22 protein-coding genes and 2 pseudogenes are annotated in these 18,853 nt (G+C 27.7%); 4 read left to right on the forward strand and 20 right to left on the reverse strand.

Annotated features, from left to right (window positions below; genetic code table 4):
- Nucleotides 1-21: 21 nt before the first annotated feature.
- The 17 genes and pseudogenes from infC to ABNT63_RS08260 all read right to left on the reverse strand — a co-directional run bounded on the left by infC (nucleotide 22) and on the right by ABNT63_RS08260 (nucleotide 14,159).
- Nucleotides 22-552, reverse strand: coding sequence for a translation initiation factor IF-3 (gene infC, locus ABNT63_RS08180; protein ID WP_348735283.1), 531 nt, complete (start codon nucleotides 550-552; stop codon nucleotides 22-24).
- 263 nt (nucleotides 553-815) lie between these two features.
- Nucleotides 816-1,421 carry an orotate phosphoribosyltransferase gene (gene pyrE, locus ABNT63_RS08185; protein WP_431607828.1) on the reverse strand — a complete coding sequence of 202 codons (606 nt, stop codon included), beginning with the start codon at nucleotides 1,419-1,421 and terminating at the stop codon, nucleotides 816-818.
- Between the two features lie 15 nt (nucleotides 1,422-1,436).
- The gene (pyrF, locus tag ABNT63_RS08190) at nucleotides 1,437-2,123 is read right to left on the reverse strand and encodes an orotidine-5'-phosphate decarboxylase (RefSeq protein WP_348735285.1); all 687 of its coding nucleotides are present in this window, start codon (nucleotides 2,121-2,123) and stop codon (nucleotides 1,437-1,439) included.
- 2 nt (nucleotides 2,124-2,125) lie between these two features.
- On the reverse strand, nucleotides 2,126-3,043 hold the full coding sequence (locus tag ABNT63_RS08195; RefSeq protein WP_348735286.1) for a dihydroorotate dehydrogenase: 918 nt from the start codon (nucleotides 3,041-3,043) through the stop codon (nucleotides 2,126-2,128).
- A gap of 23 nt (nucleotides 3,044-3,066) precedes the next feature.
- Complete coding sequence (locus ABNT63_RS08200) at nucleotides 3,067-3,831, reverse strand: dihydroorotate dehydrogenase (protein WP_348735287.1); 765 nt, start codon at nucleotides 3,829-3,831, stop codon at nucleotides 3,067-3,069.
- A 2-nt stretch (nucleotides 3,832-3,833) separates the two neighbouring features.
- The gene (locus ABNT63_RS08205) at nucleotides 3,834-4,283 is read right to left on the reverse strand and encodes an amidohydrolase family protein (RefSeq protein ID WP_348735288.1); all 450 of its coding nucleotides are present in this window, start codon (nucleotides 4,281-4,283) and stop codon (nucleotides 3,834-3,836) included.
- Between the two features lie 71 nt (nucleotides 4,284-4,354).
- Nucleotides 4,355-4,708, reverse strand: a complete 354-nt coding sequence (locus ABNT63_RS08210) for a hypothetical protein (protein ID WP_348735289.1) — start codon at nucleotides 4,706-4,708, stop codon at nucleotides 4,355-4,357.
- A gap of 15 nt (nucleotides 4,709-4,723) precedes the next feature.
- Complete coding sequence (locus tag ABNT63_RS08215) at nucleotides 4,724-5,095, reverse strand: hypothetical protein (protein ID WP_348735290.1); 372 nt, start codon at nucleotides 5,093-5,095, stop codon at nucleotides 4,724-4,726.
- Nucleotide 5,096: 1 nt separating this feature from the next.
- Nucleotides 5,097-5,567: a hypothetical protein gene (locus ABNT63_RS08220; protein WP_348737172.1), complete on the reverse strand. Its 471-nt coding sequence runs from the start codon at nucleotides 5,565-5,567 to the stop codon at nucleotides 5,097-5,099.
- 42 nt (nucleotides 5,568-5,609) lie between these two features.
- A pseudogene (locus tag ABNT63_RS08225) lies at nucleotides 5,610-5,819 on the reverse strand (aspartate carbamoyltransferase); the annotation flags it as partial.
- Complete coding sequence (locus ABNT63_RS08230; RefSeq protein WP_348735291.1) at nucleotides 5,786-5,977, reverse strand: hypothetical protein; 192 nt, start codon at nucleotides 5,975-5,977, stop codon at nucleotides 5,786-5,788. The gene ABNT63_RS08230 and the pseudogene ABNT63_RS08225, both read right to left, overlap by 34 nt.
- 288 nt (nucleotides 5,978-6,265) lie before the next feature.
- Nucleotides 6,266-7,378 carry an agmatine deiminase gene (gene aguA, locus ABNT63_RS08235; protein WP_348735292.1) on the reverse strand — a complete coding sequence of 371 codons (1,113 nt, stop codon included), beginning with the start codon at nucleotides 7,376-7,378 and terminating at the stop codon, nucleotides 6,266-6,268.
- A gap of 154 nt (nucleotides 7,379-7,532) precedes the next feature.
- Complete coding sequence (locus tag ABNT63_RS08240; RefSeq protein WP_348735293.1) at nucleotides 7,533-7,937, reverse strand: hypothetical protein; 405 nt, start codon at nucleotides 7,935-7,937, stop codon at nucleotides 7,533-7,535.
- Between the two features lie 347 nt (nucleotides 7,938-8,284).
- Entirely contained in the window at nucleotides 8,285-10,201 is a 1,917-nt protein-coding gene (gene thrS, locus ABNT63_RS08245) for a threonine--tRNA ligase (RefSeq protein ID WP_348735294.1), read from the reverse strand.
- 255 nt (nucleotides 10,202-10,456) lie between these two features.
- Complete coding sequence (pyk, locus tag ABNT63_RS08250; protein WP_348735295.1) at nucleotides 10,457-11,893, reverse strand: pyruvate kinase; 1,437 nt, start codon at nucleotides 11,891-11,893, stop codon at nucleotides 10,457-10,459.
- Nucleotides 11,894-11,946: 53 nt separating this feature from the next.
- The gene (gene pfkA, locus ABNT63_RS08255; RefSeq protein ID WP_348735296.1) at nucleotides 11,947-12,930 is read right to left on the reverse strand and encodes a 6-phosphofructokinase; all 984 of its coding nucleotides are present in this window, start codon (nucleotides 12,928-12,930) and stop codon (nucleotides 11,947-11,949) included.
- A gap of 251 nt (nucleotides 12,931-13,181) precedes the next feature.
- A pseudogene (locus ABNT63_RS08260) lies at nucleotides 13,182-14,159 on the reverse strand (IS30 family transposase).
- Between the two features lie 414 nt (nucleotides 14,160-14,573).
- Here ABNT63_RS08260 and ABNT63_RS08265 point away from each other — a divergent pair.
- From ABNT63_RS08265 to ABNT63_RS08280, 4 genes are all read left to right on the forward strand, one after another.
- Nucleotides 14,574-15,053: a hypothetical protein gene (locus tag ABNT63_RS08265; protein WP_348735298.1), complete on the forward strand. Its 480-nt coding sequence runs from the start codon at nucleotides 14,574-14,576 to the stop codon at nucleotides 15,051-15,053.
- Nucleotides 15,054-15,080: 27 nt separating this feature from the next.
- Nucleotides 15,081-15,479, forward strand: coding sequence for a hypothetical protein (locus tag ABNT63_RS08270; RefSeq protein WP_348735299.1), 399 nt, complete (start codon nucleotides 15,081-15,083; stop codon nucleotides 15,477-15,479).
- A 13-nt stretch (nucleotides 15,480-15,492) separates the two neighbouring features.
- On the forward strand, nucleotides 15,493-15,810 hold the full coding sequence (locus ABNT63_RS08275; RefSeq protein ID WP_348735300.1) for a lipoprotein: 318 nt from the start codon (nucleotides 15,493-15,495) through the stop codon (nucleotides 15,808-15,810).
- Nucleotides 15,811-16,326: 516 nt separating this feature from the next.
- Nucleotides 16,327-16,476: a hypothetical protein gene (locus ABNT63_RS08280; RefSeq protein WP_348734870.1), complete on the forward strand. Its 150-nt coding sequence runs from the start codon at nucleotides 16,327-16,329 to the stop codon at nucleotides 16,474-16,476.
- Nucleotides 16,477-16,771: 295 nt separating this feature from the next.
- Here ABNT63_RS08280 and ABNT63_RS08285 read toward each other — a convergent pair whose 3' ends face one another.
- The 3 genes from ABNT63_RS08285 to ABNT63_RS08295 are packed head-to-tail and all read right to left on the reverse strand — an operon-like array spanning nucleotide 16,772 to nucleotide 18,805.
- Entirely contained in the window at nucleotides 16,772-17,878 is a 1,107-nt protein-coding gene (locus tag ABNT63_RS08285) for a hypothetical protein (protein WP_348735301.1), read from the reverse strand.
- A complete protein-coding gene (locus tag ABNT63_RS08290; protein ID WP_348735302.1) occupies nucleotides 17,814-18,260 on the reverse strand; it encodes a hypothetical protein in 447 nt (148 codons plus the stop codon). Before ABNT63_RS08290 ends, ABNT63_RS08285 begins: the two co-directional genes overlap by 65 nt.
- Complete coding sequence (locus tag ABNT63_RS08295; RefSeq protein WP_348735303.1) at nucleotides 18,260-18,805, reverse strand: hypothetical protein; 546 nt, start codon at nucleotides 18,803-18,805, stop codon at nucleotides 18,260-18,262. Before ABNT63_RS08295 ends, ABNT63_RS08290 begins: the two co-directional genes overlap by 1 nt.
- Between the last annotated feature and the right edge of the window lie 48 nt (nucleotides 18,806-18,853).

Genomic DNA, 18,853 nt, shown 5'->3' on the forward strand with positions numbered 1-18,853 from the left:
TTTAAAAGTTAATTTAATTAATTATTTTTTTGGTACAACATACATATCTAAAAACAAGCCATTTAACTGGGGTTCTTTTTCAATCTTTGCTAAATCTTCAATATAACTAAAAAATTTATCTAATGTTTCTTTGCCATATTCAGGTCTTGCAACTTCTCGACCACGAAACTTTAAAGAAATTTTAACACGGTTTCCATCAGTTAGAAATTCACGCACTTTTTTTGCCTTAAATTCCAAATCATGTTCACCAATTCCTGTTCGTAAACGCATCTCTTTATTTTCAGTTACATGTTGATTTTTCTTATTTTCTTTTTCTTTTTTCTTTTGTTCGTATTTATATTTTCCATAATCAACCAATTTTGCTATCGGTGGATTTGAAGCAACTGATACTAACAATAAATCTAAACCTTTTTCTTCAGCAAAACGAACTGCTTCATTTCGCCCTAAAGGGCCAACTTTATTACCATCATCTAAAATAATTAAAACTTCACGTGCTCTAATATCATAATTTACTTGCTCGATATTTTTATTGTTTTTAGTGGGTTGATTCATCCAATACCTCCATTTTAATTAATTAAAAAAACGCTCAAAAGTAGCGCTTTCATTAACAAGAATTATCTTCTTAAATGATTAAAATATAATCATTAAAAACTTTAATTTTATCTTGTAAAACCTATTAACCACACTAAAGGGCATAGGTGAGCATTAGCTACTTTAACATTTTTCATTATTAATTATATGATGTTTTTTAATTTAGTCAATAATATTAATAAGATATTTTAAATTAACTTACTAATCAAAATCATTGTATTCTTCTACTCTAATTGTTGCTGAAACTCTTTTAAAATTTGTTGTTCTGCTTTTGACAACAAACCATTAGTTGTTACTAAATTTTCAAAATTAGTTAATGTATATAAAGGAACTTGTAAACTTTCAAAAGCAATAATAGCTTTTTTTAATTGATAACTAAAAATTGCTAATACCGCAACAACTTCCAAACCTGCCGCTTGTAAAGTTTTCACAACTTCAATAACTGATCCACCGGTAGAAATTAAATCTTCAATGACCACAACCTTTTGTCCCCTTTCATAGACTCCTTCAATTTGATTTTGTTTTCCGTGACCTTTTTTACTACTACGAACATACCCAAATGGTAATTGTAATAAATGGCCTAATATAGCAGCATGGGGAATTCCTGCTGTTGCTGTTCCAAAAATATTATCAATTTTATCTTGTCCGAAATTAGTATTAATAAGTTCAGCAAACCTTTCAGCAATTGTTCACCGCAAATTAGGATAACCCATCGTTAATCGATTATCAATATAAATTGGTGCTTTAATTCCCGATGCTCAAGTAAATAATTCGGTAGTATTAATACTAATTGCTTTAATTCTAATTAATTCCGTAATAATGTTTTTCATCTTCATTCGTCCTTTCTAATCTGCCAATGTTGTTACATTTTGTTGATAAACGGCTACCGGATCAGCAGCGCTTGTAATTGCACGACCAATTACTAAATAATCAGCTCCTAATTCTTTTGCAAGAACTGGTGTTGCCACTTGTTTTTGATCAGTTTGTTTAGTTACCAATTGAATTCCATGGGTAATTGTTTGTAATGATGAAAACTGTGTTTTAATCATCTTTGCTTCTCAAGGGGAACAAATCACACCATAAAAGTGATTACCTACTGCTAATTTTGATAAATTTTGTACTAATCGCTCCGTTGTTAATGTTGAAGATAAAAATAAAGTTTGAAGATCATCATTATCAAGACTAGTTAATACTGTTATACCTAATAATAATTTAATTGAAGTATCTTGCACAACCTGATGCACTAATTCTAATGTTTTTTCACCACTTGTTAAATGAATTGTAACAAAGTCAACTTGATATTGTTTTAATGCTTGTAAAGTTTTTTCAACTGTAATTGGAATATCATTTAATTTTAAATCAAAAAAAACAATATGACCGTGCTGTTTTAATTTATTAATAATTTCAAAACTAATAGCATAAATTAATTCCATCCCAACTTTTAAAAATAATGATTGTGGCGGAAACTTGTTTAAAAAAGTTCATAATTGTTCTTCTGTATTAAAATCACACTCAATAAATATTTTTGGCATAATTATTTCTCCTTCTGGTGCGCGATTCCCACAATATGGCTTAAATGTTGTAAATTTTGTTCTTCACAATATGCTAACAAATCTCTTTTAATCTCTAAAACAAGGTTTGGATTAGTAAATAAACTAGTACCAATTGCAACAATACTTGCTCCAGCCATTAAAAATTCAAGAACATCATTGGCAGAACTAACTCCCCCCATGCCAATAATTGGGATTTTAACTACCTTAGCAACTTCATAAACCATCCGAATTGCGATTGGTTTAATACAAGGTCCACTTAACCCTCCTATAATGTTACCTAAGGCCGGTTTTTTCGTTTTAAGATTAATCTGCATTGCAGGAATAGTATTAATTAGACTAATTGCATCTACTCTTTCTTCTTGACAAATAATCGCAAATTGCTTAATATCAATAACTGATGGTAATAATTTCACAATTAATTTCTTTTTTGTTAAAACACGGCGAACTCTTTTAACTACTTGTCGTGTTACCACCGGATCAGTTCCAAATAAAATACCGCCTTCTTTAACATTTGGGCAAGAAATATTTAATTCAACAAAAGAAATTGCATCAATTTCATTAATAGCAGTGTCTAATATTTCGTATTCTTCAATTGTTTTTCCATTTAAGTTCACAATAATTGGAATCTGAAACGCAGCAAAGGTGGGTACAATCTTCGCTGTAAAATAATCTAACCCTGGGTTTTCTAAACCAATAGAATTAATTAATCCCGCTGTAACTTCAGCTAACCGCGGTGCACTATTGCCTAACCGTGGCTCTAAAGTAATTCCTTTTGTTGTTAGCATTCCCAACTCATTAACAGCAAAAAAGTCTTGGTAGCATTCACCATAACCAAATGTCCCACTTGCTGTTGTTAAAGGATAATTTAAGGTATATCCTAAAAATTTTGTTTTTAACATAATAATTTTTACCCTCCCTGCTTTTAATATTCAACAATAATGATTGGTACATCTGTACAAATTTTTTTATTAACCCCATCAATTGTTTTTGTACATCCCATACATGCCCCAACACCACAAGCCATATGACTTTCATATGAAATTTGTGTTGCAATTTGTTGCGTTTTAGCTAACGCATTAATTTTTGTCAAAACAATATCTGGCCCACAAGCAATAATTACTTTGGGTTTTGATTTTGTTAAATATTGTTCTAAGGCTATAACAATATTTTGTTGGTGACCAATTGAACCATCATCAGTATTTAACAAAAAATTATTATTATTTTGAAATAAAGTTACGACATTTAAAACATCCTTCGTTCGTCCCCTAAAAATAACATGATATTTTTTTTGTTTTTTAATTAATTCATCAATTAATGCTTTCATTGGAGCAATTCCAATTCCACCTGCAACAATTAAAATGTCATCTATTGTCGGCGTAACTTGAAAACCTTGGCCATGTGGACCTTGGATTTGAAAAACTTGACCAATTTTTCATTGATTAGCCATATACCATGTTCCTAATCCCTTACACTGATAATAAATGCTAATTGTTTCAGTAACCGGATTAATGTCAAAAAAACTAAATTGTCGTTTTAAGAAAAACTGTTGTTGTGCTTCAACTAGAACAAACTGACCTGGGCAAGCAATTTTACTAAGCTGTGAAGGTTTAAATGTTGCTAGTCATAAATCAGAACCCAATTGTTGATTTGCCAATAAAATAGTTGATTCAATAATTTGTTTTGTCATAGTTATTCCTCCTTTAAATGATAAATTTGACCTTGATAAATATTAATAATCGGTCATCCTGTTAAATTTTCTCCCAAAAATGGTGTATTTATTGATTTTGATTGTAATAGCTCTGGGGTTACAACTTTGTTTAGTGATAAATCAATCACTGTAAAATTGGCATAATTATTAACCTCTAATTGGACATTATGATGTTTAATTAATTGCTGTGGTTTAACTGTTAAAGCATTAATAATAGTTGACAATGCCACTTGCTGTGAAATCACTAACTTTGTATATAATAATGGAAATGTTAATTGTAACCCTATAATTCCCATTGCACTATTTGCAAACTCACCTTTCTCACTTGTCTGATGTGGAGCATGATCAGTTGCAATAACATCAATTATGCCATCATTTAAAGCTTCAATTAAACTTAATTGATCGTTAATGTTATTTAAGGGTGGATTCATTAGATAATTCCTATCATTTGTTGTAATATCATCAACTGATAATGTTAAATGGTGCGGCGTTACTTTACAAGTTAAAAAGGGATTATTTTTTTTTCTTCGCGAATTAGAGCAATACTTTTAGCCGTGGAAACATGACATAAATGATAAAGTAATTGTTGTTTATTAACAATTTTTAAATCCTTATGCAATGGTTCCGATTCATAGTTATCATCAACACCAATTAAACCAAACTTTTGCGCAATTTGGTGCTGTAAAACAACTGTTTGTTTATTCATATTTTGCCGATTATCAACATGCAACGAAATAAGTTTTTGATTTGCTTGCCCATATTTCAAAGCCTTAATTAATAAAGTTTGATTTGCTAAATAAACCCCATCATCACTAAAACCAATAACATCATCACTAATTGCTGCAAAATCAACCAATTCTTGACCAGCTAATTATTTTGTAATTGCCCCAAAAAATTGAACATTAATTGGTAATTTTGCTGCTTTAACTAACAATGGTCTTAAAACATCAATATTATCAATTGCTGGCTTTGTGTTGACCATCACACATACCGTCTGATAACCTCCATACAAACCGCTAATTGCATCTGTTATTAAATCTTCTTTTGCTGTTTGACCTTGTTCACGAAAATGAGCATGTAAATCAATAAAACTAGGAACAATAATACAATTTGGTGACAACTTAATTTCTGTTCCTAAAATACTTGAACCAATGTGAATAATTTTATTTCCTTCAATCGTAATATTAGTTTGTTTAAAACCAATTGGTAAATAAACATAAGCGTTAGTAAATGTATAAATCATCTTAATTATCCGCTAAAATATTATTTAATAATGCCATTCGTATAAAAACCCCATTTGTCATTTGCGCAAATATTTTTGCTTGTTGACATTCAACAACATCATCATCAATTTCAATACCACGGTTAAAAGGAGCTGGATGCATAATAATTGCGGTTGGCTTCATTGTTGTAACTAATTCAGATGTTAACTTATAATTTCGTAAGTAATCTAAATGATATTTTTCATCAGCATGAAATCGTTCAAACTGGTAGCGTAGTAACATTACAACATCCATTTTTGGCAAAGTTGTTTTAAAATCAACAGTTTTTACACCAGGTAATTGTAATTCATTAATTCCTGTTGTATACACATTCATTCCTAATTTTTGCATAATTTGAATATTAGTTTTTGCAACTCGTGAATATTTAATATCGCCCACAATGATAATATTTAATCCTTTAAATTCACCAAAATGTTCTTTAATTGTCAACAAATCTAATAAACTTTGGGTTGGATGATTTCCTGACCCATCACCAACATTTAAGATTGGGATTTTAATTTTATCAGCAAACTAGTGATAATAATTATTTTCCGGATGACGAATAACGAGTTCATCAACTCCTAATGCTTCAAATGTTTTAACTGTATCATATAATGTTTCTCCTTTTTTTGTTGCACTAAATGATTCATTAAAATTTAACGTTTTACAATCTAGTTTATGTGCTGCCACATCAAACGAATAATGGGTTCTTGTTGATGGTTCGAAAAAAGATTTGCCACAATCTTTGTTTGTTGATAGTTTACTTTTTTCTCATTATTTTTAAATTGTAATGCTGTTGTTAATATTCCTTGAACATCATCTTCAGTTCAACTATCTAAATTAAATAAACTTTTATTTTTCATTAAAATATAACCTCACTTTCCTGATTTTTAAATAAAGATAAAAAAAAACTTACTTAATTAATAAGATAATTTCCAATTAATTAAGTAAGTTTTAAAATGATGAGGAGAGAATAAAGTTAAGAACAAATAAGAAATAAAAACATTGGCTTCTTGTAACAAAGGTATTATGTTATTTTTTACATAATTGTCCTGATTTTTCATTTGCATTTATTATCACCTTAATATTATATAATACCAAAATTATTATATTTGTAAAGATAAAAACAAAAAAATATTAGAATTTTAAGATTAAAATTTTGATTGTGTCATTGAATTAATGCCCCCACCACCTAAAATTATTTCACGTGCATAAACAGGAATTACTTTCCGTTTTGAAAAACATTTTCGTAATACCAAAATTGCTTTTTGATCATAAACTGGATCACCAAAAATTGGACAAATCATCGCTTTGTTAACAAAATGAAAATTAAGATAACTAGCAGGAAGACGAAAACCTGGCATTCGATGTTTAAAACGCAAACTACATTCACGGTCAGTTGCTTCACGTTGGGTTAAAAATAATGGAAGTGGTTGATAAATTTTAGTAATTTTTAGTTTTCGCTCTTTGGCATCAGTTGTTGATTCTAACAATGATAAAGCTTCGATACTTCGCTCATATTGTGGATCATCTTTATTATCTGTTCATGCTAATAAAACATGTCCGGGTTCAACAATTTGAAGTAAATTGTTAATATGACCACATGCCTCATCATTATATAGTCCCCTTGTAATTCAAATAATTTTTTTAACATTTAAATATTGCTTCAAATATTGTTCAATTTCAAGTTTTGTTAAAGTCGGATTTCGATTTGGGTTTAATAAACATTCTTCGGTTATATATAATGTTCCTTCGCCATCAACATGAATACTCCCACTTTCTAGCACCAACGAACAAGCATAATAATCAACACCACTAGTATTTGCCATTGTAATAGCCACGTTATTATCCACATTATAGTCTCAGTTAAAATGTTTTGCTTTTAACATTAAACTATTTTGAATTCCTAAGTCATTAAATTCAAAACTAACTGCACGGCGTTCTCCCTTTTCATTTATTAAATAAAGTGCTCCTATATCACATGCCCAACTATCATAATAATTTGTTTTTACTAAATTAATATTGCTATTTCTTAGCATTTTTTTAACTCGTAAATAATTCTGTTCATTAACAATCATTTGGACTGGTTCATAATTACTAATAATTTTAGCAACTAATGCAAAAATTTTTTGCGCGGGAAAAGCATTTTTCTGTCAATTATCTTTCATATATGGTCATATCATTCAAGTTTGTAAATGATTACTTGCTTCTGCTGACAAATAAAACCCATCTTCTTGCGGAGTTGTTGTTAATAATTTACTCATTTTATAATTCCTCCGTTCTAAATAGCACCGACTATTTTATTAATAAAGAAAAATATAATTAAAAAATATTATTTGTTTTAAATAACAAATAATATATAAATGATTATTATTAAAAATCATTTTTTAAACAAAAATTTTCAATATAGATATTTTTTTAATACATTTGATTTAAAATATTAATTTCAAAAGAAACTGGTGAAGATGACATAATTTGACTAATACTTGCGATACAAAGTATAATCATTTTTCCCTGAGGTTTTAATTTACAAAGAACCTTAATTTTGTTTGTTAAAGCAAAATTTAAATTTAAACAAAGATTAAAAACTTCTGTTGCGACAGTCGGATTAACAATTTTAAGTTTAAATGAATCTCATTCTTTTTCTAATTGTATTTGATGATAATTAACCCGTAATTTATCAACTTGGATTTCATTTTGATATAAAATAATATCTGTCATTTCTGATTGTTTAATATAATTTGAACCTAAATAAGAAAAACATAATTGTAAATAATCAATTTCAAAAAGATTAACTGCCATTTCTTCACCAATTTTCCTCATATTATTCTAACCTTATCATAAATACAATAAACTAGCAAATATCTTGTGTTAAAAATAAAGTTAAAATTATGTTATCAAATAGAGGGTAATTGTTTTTCTTAAAATTAATTAATACAACAAAATACTTATTTTTGATTAATTGTAAATTTATAACAATTAAAGTAGTAATCCTTTTTAGTTGTTAAACGACCTAACATCATAATCCTAGTTTTGTTTTATAATATTTATTACGAAAATTAAACATAAATATTAGCAAATATTTATCCATTAAAAAGTTTTTTCCACTTTTAGTTTATCATAATTTTTGGGGTTAAAAAAAATATAATTTTCCTGAAAAAAATATTTTTTTAAACTTTATTAACAATTTGTTCATTAATTAAAATAATAAACTTATCAAAAGTAGTAGTAATTTGGTCTTCTTGTCCATAAATTCGATAAGTAATCATTTTTTTATCCCGTTCTTGGTCACCAATCACAATTTGATATGGAATTTTAGCAACTTGTGCTTCTCGAATTTTATAACTTAAACGCTCATCACGATCATCAATCATTGTACGTAATTTTAACTTTTTAAATTGCTGATGTAATTCATTAACATATTCCAAATGATGCTCATTATTAACTGGGATTATGACAATTTGTTTTGGAGCTAATCAAAATGGTAAAACCCCTTTTGTTTGTTCTAATAAAATTGCGATAAAACGTTCATAAGTTCCAATTAAACCACGATGTAACATTACTGGTCTTGCTTTTGCTCCTGTTGCATCAATATAACTTAAATTAAATTTTTTTGGTAATAAAAAATCAAATTGTAGAGTTGAAACAGTAATTTCATGGTTTAATGCTGTTTTAATTTGAATGTCTAACTTTGGCCCATAAAACGCTGCTTCGCCAATCATTGGTACATATGGAATTTTTAAATCATCTAATGCTTCTTGTAGCATTTGTTCAGCATGATTTCATATTTGATCATCATCATAATATTTTTCCTTATTTGCTGGATCACGTAATGATAATGAATAATAATCAACATTAATTTTTAAATCTGTTAAAACTTCATTAATTAATTTAAAACAACGTTTAAATTCTTCTTTTAACTGGTCATGACGTAAAAAGATGTGTGAATCAGTTAATTGCATCATTCGTACTCGCTCGAGTCCTGTTAAGCTTCCCGATGTCTCATAACGATGTAAAATGGCATGCTCAGAAATCCGTAATGGTAATTCACGATAACTACGTTGTTTATAATTATAGACAGCAATATGGTGCGGACATGCCATTGGCCGTAAAACACTAATTTCATTATCTTGTGCCATTGGTGCAAACATATTTTCTTGATAATGATCCCAATGACCAGAAATTTTATACATTTCACTAGTTCCAATAACTGGTGTATCAATCTCAATAAAATCATATTCTCATTCTTTTTCTCGGATATATTCTTGTAGTACTTTTTTTAATGCCATTCCATTTGGTAACCAAATTGGTAAACCGGGTCCAACTAATTTATCAAAAGTAAAGATTTCTAAATCCTTTCCAATTTTACGATGATCACGTTCTTTTCGCTCTTCATATGCTAATAATATTTGTTCAAATAATTCACGCGAAAAATGTGAACTTCCAGTTAATCGTTGCAACATTTTATTTTTAGCATAATCTTGTCAATATGCTCCTGCTAAACTTCAAAGTTTTAATACTTTAATATGTTTTAAAGTTGTAACTGGATAAGTATTTGGTAAATATAATTCATTACCAAGTAAGTATCCGGCTTGTTCTGCCCCTGTTTCTAGACAAAAAGTTAATAAATAAGGATTATCCCTATATCATTTTTTTGCATCGGTCATGGTCCCTAAAACAGGTGTAATAGCAAGATTATTATTAATTAATTTTGTTACTTCCTGTTCTAAAGCACTAAGATCGGTTTCTTTTAAATGTGGTTCAACATCAAAGTCAATTAAAAAGGTATCATCTTGTACCACAATTTTAGCAATTTTAGCGGTTGGATGTAAATTAGTAATTGATTTTGCTGCTATTAATGCTGTTGTATTATGCAAAATTGATAATGCTAGTGATGATTTATCAGTAATAATTTCTAATGGCCCATCAATTGTTACTAAATATTCTAAACTACGAATTTGACCAGCAAAAACCCCACCAAAGGCAGCTTTCCCTAGACTTGATGAAATACTACTGGCAATAGCATGAATTGTTTGTGGACTTTTAAATTCACGAACTTGCCCATCTGGTAATGTAATTTTAATCATTTGTAATCTTCCTTTCCTAAAAATAAAACTCGCTCCCAATATTATTAAAACAATAATACTAGGAGCGAGGTCTTCGCGGTACCATCCTAATTAAATTAGGATTTAACCTAATTTATCTTTCACACTTAATAACGAAAAGTGCTTAAACGTAAACTAACCGTTGTTACTAGTAATCTAATCGTTCTTTTATTAAGCTTCCATCATCCTTAACTTGCTGAGAAAATAGGAAGATTAGACCATGGGTAACTAGTTTAATTATTTAATTTTAATTTCTTTAATTTCTTCGTTGCGCGCAAATAAAATTGTTGAACCAATTTTTGCTCCTCATTTTTTTGCAACTTCACAAATTGCTTTTTCATCTGTTTTAAATGCTTCATAATTATCAACTTTATTCATAAAAATTGAATGCCATGATCCAAAGGCAGTATACAATTCTGGCAGTGGACTAACTCCTAAAATTACTACATTCGGGCGGAATTTTGAAATTGTTTTTAATAATTCTCCGGTGTTTGAAACAACAACAGCATATTCATATTTTCCATCTTTACATTTATTTGCTAATTTTTTAGCAATATCAGCGCGTGGTCCTGTTGTTGAATTCATAGCATCTTCTAATTGCTTTTCATAATATAATTTTGAATAAAATTCATGCTCTGCTCGTTTATTAATCATTGCCATCGTATGAACAGTAATAAATGGATAGTCACCATTTGCTGATTCACCTGATAACATTGTTGCATCAGATCCTAATTCTGTTGCAAAATAAACATCAGTAACTTCTGCTCGTGTTGGCGATGGATTTTCTGTCATTGTTTCTAACATTTGTGTTGCAACAATAACAATTTTTCCTGCTTCACGACATTTACGAATAATATTTTTTTCTCAATATGGAACATCATAATAAGGAATTTCTAAACCTAAATCTCCCCGCGCAACCATAATTCCATCCGATGCGGCAATAATTTCATCAATATTATTAATTCCAATTTGTGATTCAATTTTAGCAATAATTTGAACATGTTCAGCTTTACACTCTTTTAATAATTTTCGAATTTCTTTGATATTACCAGCTGTGTTAACAAATGATGCTGCAATATAATCAATTCCTTGTTCAACTCCAAATTTAATATCATTAATATCTTTTTCAGCTAAAAATGGTAATGTAAAGTCGACCCCCGGTAAATTAATTCGTTTATTTGTTTTAACAATATGATGGTTGAAAGCTTTTGTTTCAATAATTCCTGGCTTAACACCAGTAACATTTAACTGTAATTTCCCATCATCAACTAATACTACGTCACCAACTTTTAAGTCTTGTGATATATCATATGAAACAGTAATTTCCGTTCCAGTTCCTTCACGGCTTTGATATTCCTTTGGTAATGAATAAATCGTAACTGTTGCACCAGCAACAATTTCTTGTTTCCCATCTTTCATTATTCCAACACGAATTTCTGGACCTTTCGTATCTAATAATACTGAAATTGGTTTACCAATTTTAGCACTAACTTCTCGTGCTCACACAATTCGTGCTCCTTGTTCAGCATGATCTCCATGTGAAAAGTTTAAGCGAATTGTGGTCATTCCTGCTTTAAACAGTTCTTCAAGGGCACCTGCTGAATGCGTACTTGGCCCAATTGTTGTAATAATTTTTGTTCTTTTCATTTTCTCGTTAATATTAAAGTTAACCATTCTCTTGACAATCTCCTTCTAAAAATATTTTACCACCTTATTTTATCGTAAAATTATGATTTTTGATAAATATTCTGATTTAATTCATCAAATTTATCTCAAATTTCTTTCCGTGATGGTCGTGGAATACTTAATGCTTTCATAATTGGACGAGCAATAATTTGATCGCCGTGATTACCAATTGCTAAACCACCTGCTCCCGCAATAATTTGTTCAACAGCAAATTGTGCCATTTGAAAAGCACGATAACGCTCCATTGCCGTTGGATTACCACCTCGTTGGGTATGTCCTAAAACTGTCGCACGGGTAATATAACCACTTTTACTTTCAACTAATTTTGCTAATTTATACACATCGGGATAAATCATTTCACTAACAACAATAATAACACTTCGTTTTTGTGCTTGATGTAATGTTGCAACCCGCTCAACAATTTCTGTCTCAGATAAAGCAGCTTCGTTAATTGAAATAATATCTGCTCCACCAGCAATCCCAGCATATAAAGCAATATCACCACAGGCATGACCCATTACTTCCACAATTGAACATCGATTATGTGATTGCATTGTATCACGCAAGCGGTCAATTGCTTCAACAACAATATTAATGGCAGTATCAAAACCAATCGTATAATCTGATGAAGTGATATCATTATCAATTGTTCCTGGTAAAGCAATACAATTAATTCCCATCTCTGTTAACCGTTGCGCTCCTTGATAACTGCCATCACCACCAATAACTACTAATGCTGCAATTCCTTGTTTTCTTAAATTAGTAACAGCTTTTTCTCGTACCTTTGGGTCTTTAAATTCCGGTAAGCGTGCACTACCAATCACAGTCCCCCCTAAACGCATAATACTATCCGCAAAATTATTATCAACAACTTCCATTCAATTATTAATTAATCCTAAGTAACCATCACGAATAATATATGTTTCTAATCCTTTAGCATGTGCTGTTTTAATAACCCCTGCAATTGCCGCATTCATTCCTTGTGAATCACCACCAGATGTTAAAATTCCAATTTTTTTAAGCATGCTTTTTCTCCTTCTCTTTTGTTTTTTTCATCTTGTTTATATTAATTTTAGTTGATATTCTGCGATTGTAAAGATTTTTTTAACTTGTAAATTGTACTATGAAGTGTAGAACTTTATTTGATTTCATTATAACATCAATAAAATAAATGTTCAATATAATTTATTTTAAAAAAATTTAGTAGTTTTGTCTTAAATTTATGAATTTTGACACACCGAAAAATAAAATGATTAAAATTTTATAAGTAATTATACTAAAAATTAAACATTTGTATAAAAACTTCTTTTGAAGATAGTCAATGTAAAGATTTTTTAAGTTTAGAGTTTATTATATTGGCAACTTCTTAATAATAATTTCTTGAATAAATACTTAAATCAATTCCTTTAGAAAATCAATGTCTAAAATCACGAATTGCTCTTTCAACTTTGGGTTTTTGTGTTGGAGTTCCAGCGTCACAAAAATATACTTTAGCATTTGTTATTTTTTCAATTTTTTCTCAATCAGCAAATTCTTTGCCTTGATCTGTTATTATTCCTTTGCATCTATCTTTAAAAAATCTGTTAGAAAAAATTCGTTTTAATGCGTTTGTAACTTCTTTTTTTGTTTTTTCTTTTAATGGTTCAATGATTTTAAATTGCGTTAATTCTTCGATTAAAACTAAACAAACACTATTATTTTTACCAACCATAGTGTCCATTTGAAATCAACCAAATTCATATTTATCATGTTTTGCTTCTTCAATAGTTCTAAAATTTCTTATTTTACCGCGATTATCAATCCTATTTTTTGTTTTATATTTTCTACCATGAAAATACAAATTATATTTCTTGAAATTTAAAAATCCCAAATGAATATATTTATATAAAGTTTTAAAACATACTGGAAATTTAATACCAAACTCTTTTTCATATTTTTTACATATTTGTTCTGGTGAATCATAAAATTTGTTATATTTTTCATCTAGTCATTCTAAAATATTTAGCAATAATGATGATTTTTTAAAACATTTTTGTTGTTTTTGTAAATAATTTTCGTGTGCTAATTTAGCGTCATATTCATTATCTTTTAACCTTTTTATTTCTCGTCTAATTGTATTGCGATTTTTATGCAATATTTTTGCTATTTTAGATATATTGGGTTTACCATTTTTTCTTTTTAAAGAATCAAGTTCTAATAAATCTTTTAACATTACTCTTTCTTTAAAAGTAAAATGATGCTTTGTTTTATCCATTTTAAAAAATCCTTTCTTTTATATACAAAGTTAATTATATAGTTTTTTGAGGTTTTGGGCGAGCGGTTGATTTTCTTAAATTTTTGTGATAAAATAACTTACAAGTTAAAAAAAGTTTTGAGGTTCTTTCAAACAAATTTGGGAACCTTTATAAAATTCTTCGCTTAACGCTTAGAATTTTTCCCAAGTATTTTGAAAAGCGCGGCAAAAGTTTTTTTAAAATTTAAGTAATTTTTCGCAAAACTTATGAAAATCACCGCGAGCCCCCAGATTTAGTACAATATAATCACAATAATAATCATTTGTATAATTTCCTTTCTAAAATATATTTAAAAGTGCTTATATATATATATATATATAATGTCAATAGATCTTGAAAAAAGTTTCAAGATAAAAGATAGGAAATTATAAAAAATGAAAAAATTACTTAGTTTATTAAGTGTTTTAACTATTAGTGGAAGTGCTATACCAACAACAATTGCCGCTAGTCCTTATCAAAAAGAAGAAACTAAATTAGAAAATAATGAAATTAGTTATTTACAAACAAATAATTTAAAAAATTTAAATAAAGTTAAAAGACAAGAAATAACATATCCAATATTAGAAGATGTGTTAATTGATTTAAGAAAAACTAGCATGAAAAAACCAATGGAATTTCAAATAACTGATTTTTGATGTGTTGTGGCAGTTTTAAAAAATATATTTGATAATAATATTCTTAATAATAAAGATCTTAAAGAAATAGAACAAGACGAAATTGCAAGTTTTTTTCCAAACAATGCAAATGATGGCGCTTCATTATCAATGGTAATTGAAATATTAAACACAAACCCGATAATTCAGGAAAATTTGGGATTTAATTTAAAGAAAATTGATTTAACTCGATTATTTTAAAATAGATTAAATGATATAGAAAAAAGAATGTGGATAAGACATTTAATATGGGAATCTCTTTCTAGACAATCTCCTGTTATGTTTGGTGGTTTATTTGATGACGACGAATATGATGATGAGGGATGTGATAGCTCTTATCATGCTGCATTAATTGTTGGAATCAAACCAAATAAAGGAAATGTACTTAAAGATACTTATTATGTTAGAGATCCATGAAGAGACAGTGAGGCTGAATTTATTCCAGATCAAACTACAGAAATTTCAATAACGGGGGAACAAATTTTTAATATTTTATTTAATCAAATAGAAAACGGTATAGTATTAATTCATGAAGATGTTTTTCAATTATTTTGCGAAAAAGCTATTAGTATTTTTTCATCAATTTGAAAAATGGCAGAACCAGAATTATTGGCAGCTATATTATAAATAGAATTAAAATATGAAAAAAATATTAAGTCCTTTAAGTTCAATCACTTTAATTTGAACAAGTACAACAAGTTTAGTTGCTTGTAATACAACACAAGAATATACAAAAGAACAATTAGCAAAATTAAAAGAAGAAAATCAAATAAATACAAATAAGCAAGAAATAAAAGACAATTTAGAATGAATGGCGCCACAAGAAAAACCATTTAATCAAGTGGATAATAAATGATATTTTGCTATATGGAAACCTAATAATTCTATTTATTGAAAAATATCAAAATTTAAACACGATACAAATAAAGGAAAAAAATTGAGGCTTGAGATCCATTAAAACCATATTATATTGATCTCTTTTTATGGGTTTTTGAAACAAAAGAACAAGATTTATTAATAGATGATCAATCGGAAGGTAAAATAGAACGAATTTTTTGAAATGAAGATAAGGGACAAAATTTTAAAGCAGTTTATCGTTGAAATTTAGAAGATACTAATGTACCTAATTTAATTATTAATAAAACCGGTAATGTAAAAGTTAATGAATAATAAAAAGTCATTTATTAAAATGACTTTTTATATTTCTAATATAATTAATGATAATTTTTCATTATTTTTATTAAATAGTTGTAAATTATTAATATTAATTTGTACTTTTTCGGTAAAAATTGTAATTTCATAATTACCATAACCTCATATACCTGATATTTCAATTTGATTTAAATTAAATAGTTTTTTATCAAAAGTTATTTTAATACTATAATCAATTAAATCTTTGATTGTACTAATTCAATCTATTTTAGAATAAAGTAATTTATATCATTCAGAAAAATAATTTAAATAGTCTTCTATTTTGTCATTAGAAACAATTAAATTAGTTAAATATTTACCATATTCACCATCAGATAATTTAATTTCTGATGGAATAAGAGAAGGAATGTTATTTGTTTCTAATTCATTTGTTAATGATAATCAATTAAAAAAATTTGCTTCTAATTGATAAATAGGATTTTCTGAAATATCTTTGTTTTTAACACTTACTTTAATTTCATTATCTTTGTTATTATTAACATTTGGTTGTTGTTTTAAATTTCAATCAATAATTTTTCCAGTACTTGAATCAATTAAAGGTTTAAGAGGTTCACCACCACCATTTCAACGATAAACTGCTTTAAAATTTTGTCCCTTATCTTCATTTCAAAAAATTCGTTCTATTTTACCTTCCGATTGATCATCTATTAATAAATCTTGTTCTTTTGTTTCAAAAACCCATAAAAAGAGATCAATATAATATGGTTTTAATGGATCTCAAGCCTCAATTTTTTTCCTTTATTTGTATCGTGTTTAAATTTTGATATTTTTCAATAAATAGAATTATTAGGTTTCCATATAGCAAAATATCATTTATTATCCACTTGATTAAATGGTTTTTCTTGTGCTTTAATTTCTTTTCAATAATTTACTGGAATTGGTGGATTAGAACCAATAAAATCAAAATATAATGAATATATTTGTACTTGACAATCTGAAAAATAAAAATATCCTTCTTCTAATCTATTTGGTTTTGAAATTAGTTTGAAATAATAAGGAGAAAATAATTTAATATCATCATTATAACCTTTGTTAATAGCATATTTACTATATGTATAATTTGATAACATATAAATAATTTGTTTAAATCTTTTAATAGCACTGTCATTAATAGATGTAGGATTATCTAGTTTTCAATTTTCAAATAAATCATCAATAATATCTTCGGGTTTTTGTCCTTCGAATTTTTGGCGTAGTTCAGCCGCTTTATTGGTAGGGTTACCTTTTTCATCATATTTTGCACCTTGAAATTTTCTATCATAATTATAACGATATGTTAAATAATTCAATAAAACTTTATCTAAACCATTTTTATTTATTAAATCTAAAATATCTTTACCTTGAATATAGTTTTTTGCAATACTTCACGGTAAAAAACTTTCAGTAAACCAATATTGAAATACTCTTAAATTAGGGTTTGTTTCAATTAGCATTGATAATAATGGTACTAAATTAGCATTTTCAATATTTGATGATGGATAAGAATAAACACCATTGATATTTCCTCAACATTTAATATTTCCAAATAACATTGATTTAGGGTATTTAATCTCAATTCCAGTAAATACTGTATCTTCGGGTAATGATTTTTGTAATACTAAATGAATACTATTTTGGTTTTTTCATTTAAAATCAGTCACCTTAACTAAATGAGTAGATTTAATAATATCAACACCATCAGGTGAATAAGGTCTTTTATATTCTTCGATAATATAACATTCATTTTTATTGTCTTCGATAATTGGTTCATTAATAGATACTATTTTTAAGTCATAGGATTCTAAAAATTCTTTGTCTTTTTTTTGAAATATCATTAATTAAAATATCTTTTTCATCAATCATTACATAACTTGTACTATTATCTTGAACTGTGGTATTTTGTTGAATTTGTAATTTAAAATTAAAATCACTGATTTCATAACCAATAATCTTAATATATTCATCTTTATCAACAAAACCTATTTTAACACTATTTTGAGAGTAGTTTAAGGTTGGTTTTTGTTTTGTCTTAACAAGATTATTAATTTTATAAATATATAAGGTTCTAGCACGGTCTTCAGTAAATAATTGTGCTAAATCAGGGTCGCTGTACTGCGATTGACTAGCAAAATCTAATGGAATACTATCAATTGAATAGTCAATTGGTTCATCATTTTCTGCTAATTGTGCTAACATTTTTTCTGATGGTTTTAACATTATTTTTGTTCTCCTTGTTCTTCATTAGGTATATTTATAATAGTTTCATTGTTATTTAATTGTCTGTTTAAAGTTGCATTTACTGGTAAGCGAACATCAACAATTAAATCATCAATATTTTTAATATTAAATGTTCTACTATTTAAAATAGCATTATCATATTTAATTAACTTAATAATGAATTCAGTTAATTTAATTTCTCTGATATATATCATTTGTTCATACGAAGCGTTTGTTTGAATATTAACACCAGCAACTTCCGCTTGTGTTTGTTGAGCCCCCTTAGCGATTGCGGGAACATGGTGGCGATTTATTTTATAGTAATTAATTAATAATCAATCATATATTTTGGTTAATTGTTCACCTTTAAAATTACCAGCAATATAGTCTACTGGTTGAAAATTACTATTGGGGTCTCCTTCAACTAATAACAAGTCATTTTCAATAAACGAAGCTAACATTTTACTAATTTCCTGGTCAACAACACAAGTAACTCCATTAGTATTAATGGTAAATTTACCACTATTTAATAATGGGTCTAACATAATCTTTTCCGCAATAATATCTAAAATACTAGCAAATTGTTTACCATA

It is taken from the genome of Spiroplasma endosymbiont of Ammophila pubescens (assembly GCF_964020965.1).
In the GTDB taxonomy this organism is placed as follows: domain Bacteria; phylum Bacillota_I; class Bacilli_A; order Mycoplasmatales; family Mycoplasmataceae; genus Spiroplasma.